This window comes from Phycisphaerales bacterium, from assembly GCA_020852515.1.
Lineage (GTDB): Bacteria > Planctomycetota > Phycisphaerae > Phycisphaerales > UBA5793 > UBA5793.
Genome location: JADZAS010000016.1, coordinates 425,131 through 439,408 on the forward strand (window position 1 = coordinate 425,131; position 14,278 = coordinate 439,408).

Below are 14,278 nucleotides of genomic sequence, written 5' to 3' on the forward strand. Positions count from 1 at the left end.
TCTTTCATCCTCCCGCCGCGCGCCGCGCGGCAATATACCTCACAATCTCCATGCCGTCGAACACCCCCATGATCAACAGCAGCCAGCCGGTGATGTTGTTCAGGCCCAGTTCGATCAGTCCCCAGACTCCGGCGGCGGAGAGCAGCACGGCCGCCAGCGCGATCACCAGCAGGCGCACGATTTCACCAACGCGCGGTGAAATGAACACCACGGCGATCGTCAGCGCAAAAGCGATGGCCAGGACGCGGAGAGTCCACATGGCGAACTGCGAGGCCGGAGACGTAGTGATCCAGGTCAAACCAAAGCCGAACAGGCCGAAAATCGCCGCACCGAGCACCAGCGAGCCGATCGACTCGCCCTGGAACGCCGGGCGCTGCGCAGACGGGGCCGCTGTGTCGTAGGGATCGACCACCATGGTGAACGGTACTCCTTTCCGCGGCCGGCGCCGTGCGGCTTCACCTGAATTCGGAGATCGCCACCGGCCGTTTCTGCCGCGCCGAGACGATTGCCGCTTCAAGCACGCACTGCGTCTTGTACGCGTCTTCAAAATCGGGCATGGGAACTTCCGGTTTTTTTCCAGCGAGCATGCGCACGATGTCGGCCGCCTGGTTGACGAATCCGTGCTCGTAACCGAGCACGTGGGCGTCCGGCCACCATGCAGCGGCGTACGGGTGCTTCGCGGCGTCGGTGCACATGATCGTTGTCCAGCCGCGCGTCGTGGCATCCGCGGTGGCGTCGTAGAACTCAAGTTCGTTCATGCGCTCGAAGTTGAACCGCAGGGCGCCGCGCTCGCCGTTGACTTCAATCGTGTTGCGGTTCTTGTTGCCGGTGGCGAGGCGGGTTGCTTCGAAACTGGCGACGGCGCCGCGCTTGAATCGCGCCAGGAACAGCACCGCATCATCGACGGTCGAGCGGCCCGTGCGCCCCTTTGCCGCTTGCGGCTTCGCGGCGCCCTTCGCGGCGCTGCCCTTGATCGCCGCCCCCACGCCCTCGGGAATCAATCGCTGCTTGATGAACGTCTCCTCGATCGCGCCAGCGACCTCGGTTATCTCGTCGTCGGTGATGAACCGGGCCATGTCGATGATGTGGGCGTTGAGATCGCCGTGCGCGCCTGACCCGGCGACGCTGCCCTTGAAGCGCCAGACGAGCGGCGTGTCGGGCCCGCCCCAGTCCTGTAGATAGGCCGCGCGGACGTGGTAAATCCGCCCGAGCCGGCCCGAGGCGACCAGTTGGTGCGCCAGCGCGACCGCCGGGCAGCGGCGGTAGTTAAACCAGACAAACGTTTTGCACTTGCGCGCCTTGCGGGCTGCGTCGCGCATCTGCCGCGCCTCGGCGAGCGTTCCCGCCAGCGGCTTTTCGCACGCCACGTGCCTGCCCGCCTCGAGCGCGGCAATCGACTGCTCGGCGTGCATGTCGTTTGGCGTGCCGACGTCGATGAGATTGACCTGCTCATCCGCGATCAGTTCGCGCCAGTCGGTCAGCGCGTTGCGCCAGCCCCAGCGCTGGGCAAAATTCGGCGTCTCCACCCGGTCGCGCCCGCACACCGCGTACATCTCGACAGAAAGCGGCAGATCGAAAAAGCGGCCGACCTTGAGCCACGCGTTCGAATGGGCCCGGCCCATGAACTTGGTGCCGATGAGTCCGACCCGGACCGCCCCGCTGCCTCCACCCATGCCCATCGCTCCTTCCAGACGTGCAGAGGCAGTGTATCCCCTCGCCTACAGAGCATTCTCCTCCCAGTCGCGCGGATCCGTCGCCGGGCGACTCACGCGATAGGCGCCGCCCATCCACCGGTTCAGATCCGCCAGCCGGCAGCGAGTCGAGCAGAACGGAAACGTCTCGGTTTCGGGGGCCACTTCCATCTGGCAGATCGGACACGGCTTGGCTCGAGTCGCGCCCGGCGCCGCATCGCCGCGCGGCTGAATTGTGATGAGCCGCTCCTCATCTCCGCGATGTTCGAGCGTGATGTCGAGGTGATCATGCGGCAGCACGCCCGCCACGCGCTCGGGCCATTCGAGGGCGATGACCGCATCGTGCTTCTCGACGAGTTCATCCCAGCCGATGCTCTCGAGTTCATCGCTGCCTCGCAGGCGGTAGGCGTCGATGTGAATGAGCACGCGCGGCCGCAGATCCTGCTTCGATTCGTATTCGTGCATGATGACGAACGTCGGGCTGCTCACGACGGCGGGATCAATTCCCATGCCGCGCGCCAGGCCGCGCACGAAGCACGTCTTACCCGCGCCCAGCTCGCCGCGCAGCGCGATCAGTTCGCCGCCCTTGAGCGTGCGCGCCAGGTCGGCGGCGATGCGCATGGTGTCTTCAGCGCTGTGCGAGAGTTGTTGCGTCACGTCGCCGCTCCGTGTTCCCAGCCGAGGCTTGAGCCGTCAATCACGTCGCCGCCCGCGCGCACGACGATCGCCGGCTCGTCCGCCGCCCGGCTCCTTGCGGCGCCCACGCGCGTCAGCCCTACGCCGGCCAGTTCGCCCGGCAGCTCCACGCCGGCCTGCACCGTGAAGCACAATTCGTAGTCTTCGCCGTCGCTCATCGCGCGGCGCCAGTCGCAGCCGGGCGAGCACGGCACTCGTGCGGCGTCGATCTCGATCTGCACGCCGGACATTTCGGCAATGTGGCCCGCGTCGCGCCCAAGGCCGTCGCTGATGTCAATCATCGCGTGCACGTCGAATCGCTCCGCCAGTGCCAGCGCCAGTTCGATGCGCGGCTCGAAGGTCAGGTGACGCCCGCTCCCGTCGGCGGCAACGCTCCCGCCAAGTCGTCCGGTGACGTAAACAGCATCGCCTGGCCCGGCGCCGCTGCGCCGAATCGCCCCGCGCGGCCCCGGCCGGGCGAGCACCGTCACGCTGCACATCAGCGGTGCCTCCGCCATCGAGATGTCGCCGCCGATGAGCGGGCAGTCGTACTGCTCGGCGGTGGTCCGCATGGCTTCGAAGAGTTCCAGCGCCTGCGACTCCTGCCAGTCCAGCGGCAGCACGACAGCCGCCAGCGCCGCCACCGGCCGGGCCGCCATGGCCGCGATGTCGCTGAGGTTGCGAGTGATGGCTTTGCGGCCGATGAGATGCAACGGCGTCAAATCGAGCGTGAAATGCCGGCCGGCGACGATCTGATCGACCGCGGCCAGCACCTCGGCGCCGTCGATGCGGACCATCCCCATGTCATCGCCCGGCGGGATCAGCACGCGCGCATCAAGAGCCGCGTTGTGCTCGTACACACGGGATAGCAGGCGGAATTCCTTCACGTCCTGCAATTCTAGCCGTTCAACGCGCAGGCCCTGCCTCGGGAGTCGCAGCTCCGATCCTACTTCACCACCACCGCCCGCGGCGAGATGAGCAGCACGCGGCGCTCGCGGAGTTGCATCAGTGCATTGAGCGAATCGCGGATCTGCTCCCATGCCCCTTCGCCCACGAGCGTTCTGATCGCTTCGACGTTGATGAGCGGCGAGGCGGCCTGCGCACGAGGCGAGTGCACGCCGCCGGGCAGCATGGACTCGAGCATCTCTGGGATGCTCTGCGGGCCCGGGTAGGTCATCACGTCATAGGCGCCTTCGCTGAGGCCGCACTTGGCCGCGAGCATGCCGATGGTCTGGTCGAAGTCGGCGATGCCGTCGGCCATGCCGTTGCCAATCGCCTGCCTCCCGGTGAACAGGCGGCCTTCGGCGATCTTCGAGAGATCGACCTTGTTGCCACGACCCGCCGCGACCCGCGAAGTGAACAAGTCATAGATCTTCTTCATCTCGGCCCGGACCATCGCCCTCTGGCTGTCGTCCCACGGCTGCGTGCTGCTCATGAGCTGCGCGTGCGGGCCGCGGGCGCGGGCGGTGACGCCGATGTTGATCTTCTCGAAGAGGCCGCCGGTGACGATCTTGCCGCCGACCACGCCGATGGAGCCGACGATCGATGCGGGATCTACGTAGATGCGATCGCCGCCGACGGCGATGTAATAGCCACCCGACGCCGCCATCGACCCGACGGAAACGAACACCGGCTTGTGCTCGGCGAGGCGGCGCAAGCCCTGCCAGATGATCTCAGAAGCGATCGCCGAGCCGCCGGGCGAATCGATGCGCACGACGACTCCCTTGATCAGGTCTTCATCTTCGATCCGCTTGAGCGCTTCGCGCACGGTGCGGCTGCCGACGCTGGCGCCGCCAAACAGGCCGCCTTCGGTTGACTCGCCATCCACGATCGGCCCGTCGATGTGCACGACCGCGACGGTCGGCCGGGTGGGCGTGTGGTCCGGCTCGCTCATGAGCATCGCCATCATCGCGAAGGGATTGGTCATGTCCATTTGCAGTTCGTCGGTCTCCGGGCCAAGATCGAGCGTGACGCGATCGGTGCCGCACTGGCTGGCCACGTGATCCTTGAGATCGAGGATGTCGAGGTGGGTGTCGATGAGTCCAAGCGAGCGGGCCTGCTTGGCGTCCGCCGACCAGCCCTCGTCGAGCACGCGCTGCCACTGGGCGTCATCGAGGTGGCGCCCCTCGCGAAGCCGTTCGCCCATCTGGGCCCAGAGGTCGTCGAGCAGCGCATCGATGTTCTGCGACCACTCAGGGCTGGCGCTGCTGCGCGCCATCTGATCGGCAGCGCCTTTGTAATCGCCCACCTGCACCATGTCGGCCTGGAGCCCGACCAGGCCGAGCGCATCGGCGAGATACAACTCTTCGCTGTAGAGGCCGGGAAAGCTGACGGCGCCGCCCGTCTGCATGATCACCTCGTCGGCGCTGGCGCCGAGCAACAGCTCCATGGGGCCGTAGTTCTCGCTGAAGACGTGCACCCTCTTGTTGGCGGCCCGGACATCGTCCATCGCGGCGCCCAGTGCGAGCACCTGCGAGAAGCCACACTGGAAGTCCTTGAGGTGAATGACCAGCGCCGCGATGTCGTCGCTCTCTGCCGCGTCCTGGATCATCGCCGTCATGTGCCGGACCGTCGGCTCGACGTCGGCGCCAAAGAGCCACGCAAGCGGCGAGGGCTGCTCGACGATCGGCCCGTCAATGACGATCCAGCCGATGCGCTGATCCTGCCGGGCCAGCGCCGTGGCGGGGAGCGCGGCCGCGATGAGAATCAGAGTAACCAGTGACACAAACCAATGACGGGGCGTGGACATGCCGGCTCCTTGCTCGGACGGAGTTCTGGACGTGCCGCCGCCGAAGCGTGCGGACACGAATTGTAGTGGGATTGAGGTCAGCGGTTCCGGCCGCGGGGCTGCGTTCAATAGGTCTTTCGCATCTTGGCTGCGGGAATGCCCAGCTGGTCGCGGTACTTGGCGACGGTGCGGCGGGCGATGGTGATGCCGCGCTCCTTGAGCGCCGCCGCCAGTTTGTCATCGCCCAGCGGCTCTCGCTTGTCTTCGGCGTCGATGATTTCTTTGAGATTCTGCTTTACGGCGTCCCAACTCATGTCCTCGCCGGATTCGGTCTCCGTGCCCGACGAGAAGAACTTGCGCAGGGGCAGCACGCCGCGCGGCGTCTGGATCCACTTGCCGCTCACGGCGCGCGAAATCGTCGCCACGTGCACGCCGAGTTGTTCGGCCACCTGCGACATGGGCAGCGGCTTGAGCGCTGCCGGGCCCTGGTCGAAGAAATCGCGCTGATGCGCGACCACGACGCGAATCACGCGCAAAAGCGTGTTCTTGCGCAGGTCGATCGCCTCGATGAGCCAGCGAGCGTTGCGCACGTTCGAATCGACGAATTCTCGCGTGGCCTTCTCGACCTTTTCGTCCTTGAGCATCGCCGCGTAGCGCGGGTTGATGCGCAGGCGCGGCAGGCGGCCGTCGAACAGCATCGCCACGTAATCGTCCGCCTCGTCGTCGTACTCGACGATGGCGTCGGGGATGACAACCTCGGGCGACTCGCTGACCAGTTGCCGCCCCGGCCTCGGGTCCAGATGCCGCAGCCCTTCGAGCCCCGCCTTGACCTCGTCGATCGTCAGCCCCGTGGTCTCGGCGATCCTTGGCAGGCGGTTCTGTTCGATGTCGGACAGATGATTGAGCACGAGAAGCCGCTCGACTTCAAGATCAACGCCTGGATTCTCTCGCTCCAGCGCATCGATCTGAATGAGCAGGCATTCGCGCAGGTTTCGAGCGCCGATTCCGGCGGGCTCGAGCGTCTCCTGCAGGACGGGCAGCGCCTCTTCAAGCAGTTCGAGCGTGATCCCCGGCGGTGCCTGGCCCAGCACCGTCTCCATCTCGACGCGGAGGTAGCCGTCGTCGTCGATGAAGCCGATGAGCTGCTCGCCGGCGAGCAGGTGCCGCTCATCGACGTCCGACAACGCCCACTGGCTGAGCAGTTGCGCTTGCAGGCTCTCGCCTCGCGCCGCGGTGTTGGCCATGGCCGCCATCTTGCCGTCGGGTTCGCCATCCTGGCGCGGGCGGCGGTATGAATCGCCGAACTGGTCGTCGAGCACATCGCGGTATTCGTTGGTCAGGCGGTTGAGCCGATCAAACCCCTCGCCGGCGTTTGCATCGTCGGTGACCATGGCTCGCTCGCCCTCGGCGGCGTCGCGATCCTCATCGCGCTGCTGCTCGGCCAGCGACATGCCGTCTGCCGTAGGCTCGTCGATCTCCAGCGCGATGTTGCCTTCGAGTTCCTGCTCGATCCGCTCCTCGAGCGCCGGGGCCGCCAGTTGCAGGATCTCCATGGATTGGATCATCCGCGGCGACATCTTCATCTGCTGGCTGAGGCGAAGATGTTGGGAGGTTTCAAATCGCATGGCGGGCTGTTTTCTGGCTGGGAACTCGATGCTCCATCGCTCGGGCCATCGTAGCGCCGAGGCTGGCGCGTTTGAACGTCACTCAACCCCCTGGCGGCCGATGATCGCGTCCGCGAGCACCGCCTTGCTCGCGTATTCGATCTGCGAGCCGCTGGGCAGGCCGCGCGCCAGGCGGCTCAGTTTCACGCCCCGGCTCTTGAGTTGTTCGGCCAAGTACAACGCCGTGCCGTCGCCCTCCAGGTTCGGGCTCAGGCCGAAAATCACTTCCGCGATCCGCACGCCGCACGCGTTGCCTGCGGGGTCATCCACGCGCTTGAGCAGCGCGCCGACCGTGAGATCTTCGGGTTCGATACCATCGAGGGGCGCGATGTGGCCCAGCAGCACGTGGTAGCCGCCGCGGTACATCCCCGTCTGCTCGAGGCTGATAAGGTCCTTGGGCTGCTCAACCACGAGTACGGTCTGGTGCTCGCGCCGCGGATCGCTGCAGATCGGGCACGGATCGCGGTCGGCGAGGTTGTAGCAGATCGAGCAGTGCTTCACGTGCGTCTTGACGTCGCTGATCGCCTGGGCGAGTTTCATCGCCGTCGCCCGATCGCTCTTGAGCACGTGAAAGGCGAGGCGCTCAGCGCTGCGCCGCCCGATGCCGGGCAGGTTGGCGAACTCATCGATGAGCCGCACCATCGAATCGGGATACGGGCCGCTTCGGTCCATGGGCCATTGTATTCGCAGCCTTGCGCCCGCCATTGGCCGGCGGCCACTTCGCTTCAATTACCGGCCCTTGCAGGCAGATTTTCGTCACTTCGGGGTGCCGTTCCCTCTCTGGGGCTCCCGCCGCGCGTTAGAATGTACCGCCACCTTCGGTTCACCGTCTCGAGAGGAGAGAATCATGCGGATCTGCTATCTCAATCGCCTGGCGCTTGCTGCCGCCACCACCCTCACCCTTGGCATCGCCGGCAGCGCCCTGGGCCAGCTGAGCGAGTACTACCTTCACTCCGGCGACCAGGACACGTTCACCGTCGTCCAGAATGGATCGATCCTGCGGCAGTGGAATCTCGCCCCCGGCACCGATCGCTACCAGTATCCGATGGTCGTTCGAGACACGGTTCGCACCATGGGCGCGGACGTCGGCGACATCGGCGCCGACTACAGCCTGACAGGCGTCGATCTCGGCCCTCGCTATACCCATCCCGAAGGCACATCGCGCTGCTGGGACGGCGCGACCGACGGCACGCACAACTACTCCATCGACACCGCCGGCGTGGTCTGGCAGTTCGATGGCGACTGGACCAATCCGCTGCGCCTCTTCACCGCCGGCGGCATCGGCGCCCTGGCCTATGACACCGAGAACGACACCCTCTGGGTCGGCACGTTTTCAGGGTCGAATCTCACGCAGTACGACCTGAGCGGGAACATCATCAGTTCATTCACCACCGGCCACACCAAGAACATGGCCGTCGCGATCGACCCGGCCGACGGCACGCTGTGGATTCACGATCGAAATCGCCAGGGCACCCTCGAACAGTGGTCGCGCAGCGGTTCGTTGCTCAACACCGTTGTCGTGCCGGGCCTGGAAACGCAGAACGCGCTCGCGGGCGAGTTCCAGTTCGGCGGCGGCGGCTACTCGCTCTCGCTCAGCGGCCAGTGCCCCGGCACCATCCGCGTCACATGGAACAACGCGCCGCCGCAGACGCAACAGGGCATTGTCTTTGCGCGCAACACCGGCTCGTTCGTGATTCCCAACGGCCCGTGCCAGGGAACGCAACTGGGCCTGGGGACGAGCCAACTGCAACTCGTCAATACGGTCGCCACGGGCAACGGCTCAGGAAGTGTGAACGGTCAGGCCGGCACCGGCGCCTGCGGCGGGTACCTGCAACTCGTCGCAGTGGAGAGTCCATGCGAGACGAGCAACGTGGCTCAGTTGCCGTAACCGGCAGCAACACCGGATAAATGAAAGGCGCACAGACCCGCGGACTCGATCCGCGGGTCTTTGTTTGCGCTTTCTATGTGTCGAGACCTCACTCCCCCAGCAGGCCGCCGAGGTCGGCGCCCGGGTCGATGGGCAGGCCGAGTTCGCGGGCGCGGCGGGACATCTCATCCGCCGCCATGCGCTGCGCCTTCTCCATCGCCGCGTTGATCGCGCCGGCGATGAGGTCTTCAGCCATCTGTCGATCCGCGTCGCTGCCTGCGTCGATGAGGGCCGCGAACATCGCCGGGTCGATTTGGAGCGACGCCACGCGCATGGCGCCGGTAACGGTCGCCTTGACGGCGCCGCCGCCGGTTTCGGCTGAAGCCTTCATCGTCTTGAGTTTGTCCTGCACCTGCTTCATCTGCTCGCGCAACTGGCCGGCGTTGCGCAGCATGCTCGACAACTGCCCGAGATTCTTGAACTGGTCGAACACGAGATTCTCCCGCAGCGCCGTGCGCTGAATGAGTCACTTTGATTTCCGCGGCGCGGGCTTCACATCCACGATGCGCGCGTCGAGAAGTTCCATCGCTTTGCGCACGATCGGAATCTGCGCAGCCTGGGCGAACTGCGACGAAGACGGCAAGGCCGGACCGGGTCCGTGGCCGTTGGCGGCCGCCGCGGCGCTGGCGATCAATTCGATGCGTACGGGCCGGCCCAGCGCCGAAGCGAAGATCTTCTCGATCGCGCCCAGGCAGGTCCGCGCGTAGGCGAGCAGCGAGCCGTCGTTGAGCGTGAGGCTGATCGACGGCCCATCGAGGCGCTGATCCCAACTCAGCGCATCGACCACCGGGCCGAGGCGGGCATTCCCATGCGCCTCTTCCACCACCTGCCGCCACACCTGCTCAGGATCGACATCTACGCGAGCGGCGGTCGGCGGCGGCGCCTCGGGCTCACTCGGGACCGGCGAGGCGGCGCTCCTGGCAGCCGTCGCAGCCGCCAGTTCGCTCAGTTTCGGCGGCGGTTCAGCGCGCTGTGGACTTTTTTTTTGAGTGGCGCCCGCGCTGCCAGCGCCGCTGAGGCGCCCGTCTCCAGCCGGGCTGCCCTTGAGCAGCGCCGCGGCGTCGGCGAACTTTTCGCTCAGCGCCAGCCGCACCACCGCCGCATCGAGCAGCGCCCGTCCCGTCACGCTCGACTTGATTGATCGCTGCACATTTTCAAGAAGCGCGATCATGTACACGAGGCCCGGTGCGTCGAAGCGGCCCGCCTGCGCTGCGATTTCCTCGCGTTCATCATCAGCCAGTTCGAGCAGTTCGCTCTCCACGCCGCACGCGCACGCGAGCATGAGCAGCCGCAGCCGATCGATGACGATCTCGATGAACTGATCGGGCGAGACGCCGCGATTGAGCATCTCGTTCATCTGATCCAGCGCCGCAGCGGGCTGGCCATCGGCTACGGCCTCGACGAACTGGTGCACCAGCGCCTGGTCGGGCAGGCCGAGGGTCTCAGCGAGCATCTCGACCGTGATCGTCTTCTCGCCCTCGGAGAGCAATCGATCGAGCAGGCTCAGCGCATCGCGCATCGAGCCGTGCCCCAGCCGCGCCACCTGCAGCACCAGGCGTTCATCGGCCTTGACCTTCTCGCTTTTGAGCACCGCCCGCAGGTGCTCGGCGATGCGCTTGGTGGGGATCATGCGGAAGTCGAACCTCTGGCAGCGCGATTGGATCGTCGCCGGCACCTTGTGCGGCTCGGTCGTGCAGAGGATGAACTTCACGTGAGAGGGAGGCTCCTCCATCGTCTTGAGCAGCGCGTTGAACGCCTCGCGCGTGAGCATGTGCACTTCGTCGATGATGTAGATCTTGTACGGGCAGCGATTGGGACGGTAGATGCTGTTGGCGATGAGATCGCGAGCCTCATCCACGCCGCGGTTCGAGGCGCCGTCAATCTCGATGACATCGATGTCGCCGCCCTGCATGATCGCCTTGCCGATCGCCTCGGCGTCGGTGAGTTCGGGTGTGACGTTGAGCGCCTTGGCGAAGATGCGCGCCATCGAGGTCTTGCCCACTCCGCGCGTGCCGGTGAAGAGATAGGCGTGGGCGACGCGGTCGGACTCGATCGCCCGACTGAGCGTGCGCGCAATCGCCTCCTGCCCGATGACTTCATCAAAGTCCTGGGAGCGATACCGGCGAGCGAGAACGGTGTAGGCCATGGAACCCTATTGAAGGGGCCAAACCCCGAGTGGGCAAAAGTTGCCGGAAAGATCGCCATCCATCCTCCTCCAAGGGCCGAAACCACTCGCCGCGCCCGCGCCGGGTTCGACCGCAGACGGCTCGTTCTCAGCTCAGCGGCTGATGGCGTGCTGCCGGCGTGCCTTCCACAGTACCACACCGAATGGCAGCCACCAGATCACGTCGTTGAAGAGGATGAGCCAGCCGAACGTCCAAGGGAACTCGCCCTTGACAGCATACACGACGAAGCCGATCGGGCCGAACACCTTTCCCAGCAGTCCCACGAGTACGAGCGGCCAGTGGCGCAGCGGATTGGCCGAGGCGATGAGGTAGCCGATGCCGTACACGCCGATGACCATGCCAAGGCATTGCCAGACCTGCGGCCAGTTCGGCCGCGCCAGGCCCATCAGGTCGAACGCGGTGTTGGGCGACAGCAGCGCGCTCAACCCCCACGCGATGTTGTAAACACCGGCTGCGATCAGCGCCCAGCGCATCCACCCAGCCGGCCGGGATGGCCCCACGTCTTCACGCATGGCGTTGAGCATATCGCCGCCGCGTCGCGCGAGCTGTGGCGGGCCACACACCAAAAGCGACCGCCGCCGTGCGCTGCTTGTGGCGAGCGAGCGACGGCGGCGGTCTGGAAGGAGGAACGTGGATGAAGTCGCGTGGAGTTTCTACTGGGTGATCTGAGATTCGACGGGCCGGCTCTTGACGCTCCACGCGCCGCCGGGGCCGCGCCGGATCACGGCCTGCGTGAACACCGGCGTGCCGAGCGGCGCGCCTCCTGGAATGCTCAGGCGAAGCGAGGCCACGCCGGAAGCGTCCGCTCTGGCCGAGTCGATGATCGTCAGCGGGTTGCGCAGATCGAGGCACAGACCACCGAGTTGCGGCGGGCAGGCGCCTTGGCCGAGGCCGCGCGTGCTGTAGAGGAAGTGCACCTGCTCGCCGGGCACGGCCCCCTGCGCGTGGAGCGTCGCCGTCTGCCCGCGGCGGAGCGGCGTCTGTGAGAGGATGATGTCATAGTCCGACGGCGCAACGCCACGGAAGATGCTCACGCCGGGGTACCACCAGCGGCCGTTGTCAACCTGGCAGAGCACCGCCAGATCGACGGTGCCATCGCCGTCAAAGTCGCCGGTGATCATGTCAAAGGCATCCTGGCCGACGCCCAGGCGCATGAGCCGGTCGAAGGCGCCGTTGCCGACGCCCTTCCAGTAGGAGACGTCCTGCGCGCTGAAGTTCGCGGTGAAGGCGTCGATCTCGCCGTCACCTTCGGCGTCGCCGAAGTAGAGGCCAGCGGTGTGATCGGCATAGCCGTATGAGCCGTGGTACGTATCGAGGATGTGGAAGTCACCGTTGCCCCGGTTGCGCCGCACGCCCAGGCCCGTCTCATCGAGGTTGTAGATGGTGGCGAAGTCGATCGAGGCGTTGCGGTCGAAGTCGGCGGCGCCGAAGGCGCGCACGCCACGACCGGCCGGAACCTCGAACGACGCCTGGAAACGACCGTCTCCGAGCCCGAAGGCAACCGTGGCGCTGCCCTGCAGGCCGGAGTCAGTGAGCAGATCGGGCCAGCCGTCGCCATTGAAGTCACCCATGCCGATCTTGCGGACGAAATCGGTCGTGGTGTTGCGCACCGGCGCATTAAACGAACCGGTGCCTCGATTGATCGCGACATTGACTTCGAAGAATCCGCTGAACACGACGTCGAGGGCGCCGTCGGCGTTGACATCCCAGAGGTTCATGTCCCCTTCGACGTACGCGGACGTGATGAACTGCATCGCTCCAAACGAGCCGTTGCCGCTGTTGAGCCGGGCGCGGATGGCGCCGGTGCTGTCGCGGAAAACCAGATCGAGTCGGCCGTCGCCGCTGATGTCGGCAAGGCGCACGACAGTGGGATAGGTTGACGCGCTGTAGGTTTCGATCGCGGCGAAGCTGCCGTCGCCTTGGTTGCGGCGCACGGTGATGCCGTGCTGCTCGGCGAAGTCCGCGCGGAAGCCGGCGACGAGATCGAGGTCGCCGTCGCTGTCGATGTCGCCCGCCAAAAGGTTCGTCGGAAAGGCCGGCGAGAGGCCCGGGCTGGTCATGTCAATGACGGGCGGCTGGATGAACGTGCCGTCGCCGGGGTTTTCGTAGACACATGCGCCCATCGACTCGGAGCAGACCACGACAACCTCCAGGTCGGTGTCGCCGTCGAGATCGGTCGCGTGAATGGAGCGCGGATTGCGCCCGCAGCGGAAGCGTTGGGGGGCGGCGAAGCCGCCGCTGCCGTTGCCCGCCACAAGATACCACTGGCTGCTGCTGGTGGCGACGAGAGCATCAAGCCAGCCGTCTCCTGTAACGTCGGCGGTGCGGATGCTGCTGGGGCCGCGCGTGTACGAGTTGAGTTCGATCGCTTCGGGCGGCGGGAAACTGCCGCCCCCACTGTTGCGCCAGAAACCGAAGGCGCCCTCGTAGAATCCGCCGCTGTCCGCGTGGCCATAGAACACGTCCTGATCGCCGTCGCGATCGAAGTCGACGACGTGGATGGCGGGATCTTCCGGCAGCGAGCCCTGCTCGATGCCCGTGAACGTGCCGGCAGAGGTGAACTGGCCGCTGCCGCCGTTGCGCATAAACGTCCACCGGTTCGTTTCATGGCCGACAGCCAGATCGACGTCGGTGTCGCCGTCGAGGTCGCCCACGGTGATGCGATTCGTGCCGGCGGTAAGCGTGTACACGGCAGGCGTGCGAAAGCCGCCGACGCCGTCGCTCAGGATGACCGCGATCGAGTTGCCGTATTCGATGTATCGATCGTGCGCGACGGCAAAGTCGAGCCAGCCGTCTCCATTCAGATCGGCGGTTGTCAGACCGTTGGGTCCGGTGGAGCCGGCGCCCAGAAGGCGCGTGCGGGTGAACTGACCTGATCCGTTGTTGGACCAGATTGAGATGAGGTTGCCTTCCCAGAACCGGCCGGTCTCGGCGACTGCAACGTCGATGTCGCCGTCGCGATCGAAGTCGCCCACTTCGACGTCATTGCTTTCCAGCGTGAGCGGATAGGTGACAAATGGCTCATAGCCGCCGACGCCATCTCCCACGAGGATGGAGAGGTGCGCCGTTCCGCCGAAACTCACGACGGCCAGATCGGGAACAAGGTCGGCGTTGAAGTCGGCCACGCGCGATGCGGCGGGGAAAATGCCCTCCGGATACACCGCCGTCTCATACGAGAGCCACGGCACGTCAAAGGGCACGGTACGCGTCTGCGACGACGCGGAGCCGGCGATTGCGAGAAGCACCGCGGCGGCGATCGCGGCGCTCGATGCGGCGAGGCGATCGCGGGACTGAATCATTCGGGCATTCATGGGTTTTCTCCATCGGGTGCGCTTGAAGCAAGCGCGGTGTAGGTCATTGCGGAGTTGGAGTTGTGCAAGTCGGCAGCGCGGCGTGAAGGGCCGCGC

The 14,278-nt window shown here is 65.9% G+C and carries 12 protein-coding genes; 1 reads left to right on the forward strand and 11 read right to left on the reverse strand.

The genetic code is table 11. The features are described 5' to 3' along the window. Positions 1-4 precede the first annotated feature (4 nt). From IT430_13625 to recR, 7 genes are all read right to left on the reverse strand, one after another. Entirely contained in the window at positions 5-415 is a 411-nt protein-coding gene (locus tag IT430_13625; protein ID MCC6908978.1) for a hypothetical protein, read from the reverse strand. 40 nt (positions 416-455) lie between these two features. After that, positions 456-1,679: a Gfo/Idh/MocA family oxidoreductase gene (locus IT430_13630; GenBank protein MCC6908979.1), complete on the reverse strand. Its 1,224-nt coding sequence runs from the start codon at positions 1,677-1,679 to the stop codon at positions 456-458. A 39-nt stretch (positions 1,680-1,718) separates the two neighbouring features. Next, a complete protein-coding gene (tsaE, locus tag IT430_13635) occupies positions 1,719-2,348 on the reverse strand; it encodes a tRNA (adenosine(37)-N6)-threonylcarbamoyltransferase complex ATPase subunit type 1 TsaE (protein ID MCC6908980.1) in 630 nt (209 codons plus the stop codon). After that, on the reverse strand, positions 2,345-3,253 hold the full coding sequence (thiL, locus tag IT430_13640) for a thiamine-phosphate kinase (protein MCC6908981.1): 909 nt from the start codon (positions 3,251-3,253) through the stop codon (positions 2,345-2,347). The genes tsaE and thiL overlap by 4 nt, the downstream gene beginning before the upstream one ends. Positions 3,254-3,312: 59 nt before the next feature. Next, the gene (gene sppA / locus IT430_13645; GenBank protein ID MCC6908982.1) at positions 3,313-5,115 is read right to left on the reverse strand and encodes a signal peptide peptidase SppA; all 1,803 of its coding nucleotides are present in this window, start codon (positions 5,113-5,115) and stop codon (positions 3,313-3,315) included. Between the two features lie 104 nt (positions 5,116-5,219). Then, positions 5,220-6,719 (reverse strand): RNA polymerase factor sigma-54, encoded by a 1,500-nt coding sequence (gene rpoN, locus IT430_13650; protein MCC6908983.1) that lies wholly within the window; start codon positions 6,717-6,719, stop codon positions 5,220-5,222. A gap of 78 nt (positions 6,720-6,797) precedes the next feature. Next, positions 6,798-7,430 (reverse strand): recombination protein RecR, encoded by a 633-nt coding sequence (gene recR, locus IT430_13655; protein ID MCC6908984.1) that lies wholly within the window; start codon positions 7,428-7,430, stop codon positions 6,798-6,800. Between the two features lie 175 nt (positions 7,431-7,605). Between recR and IT430_13660 the strand changes: the two genes are divergently transcribed. Then, entirely contained in the window at positions 7,606-8,646 is a 1,041-nt protein-coding gene (locus IT430_13660) for a hypothetical protein (GenBank protein MCC6908985.1), read from the forward strand. An 88-nt stretch (positions 8,647-8,734) separates the two neighbouring features. Here the strand turns inward: IT430_13660 and IT430_13665 are convergent, their stop codons facing one another. The 4 genes from IT430_13665 to IT430_13680 all read right to left on the reverse strand — a co-directional run bounded on the left by IT430_13665 (position 8,735) and on the right by IT430_13680 (position 14,182). Continuing rightward, complete coding sequence (locus tag IT430_13665) at positions 8,735-9,118, reverse strand: YbaB/EbfC family nucleoid-associated protein (GenBank protein ID MCC6908986.1); 384 nt, start codon at positions 9,116-9,118, stop codon at positions 8,735-8,737. Positions 9,119-9,151: 33 nt separating this feature from the next. After that, a complete protein-coding gene (gene dnaX / locus IT430_13670; GenBank protein MCC6908987.1) occupies positions 9,152-10,831 on the reverse strand; it encodes a DNA polymerase III subunit gamma/tau in 1,680 nt (559 codons plus the stop codon). 132 nt (positions 10,832-10,963) lie between these two features. Further along, positions 10,964-11,383, reverse strand: a complete 420-nt coding sequence (locus tag IT430_13675) for an alkyl hydroperoxide reductase (protein ID MCC6908988.1) — start codon at positions 11,381-11,383, stop codon at positions 10,964-10,966. A 141-nt stretch (positions 11,384-11,524) separates the two neighbouring features. Beyond that, complete coding sequence (locus tag IT430_13680) at positions 11,525-14,182, reverse strand: VCBS repeat-containing protein (protein ID MCC6908989.1); 2,658 nt, start codon at positions 14,180-14,182, stop codon at positions 11,525-11,527. Positions 14,183-14,278 lie beyond the last annotated feature (96 nt).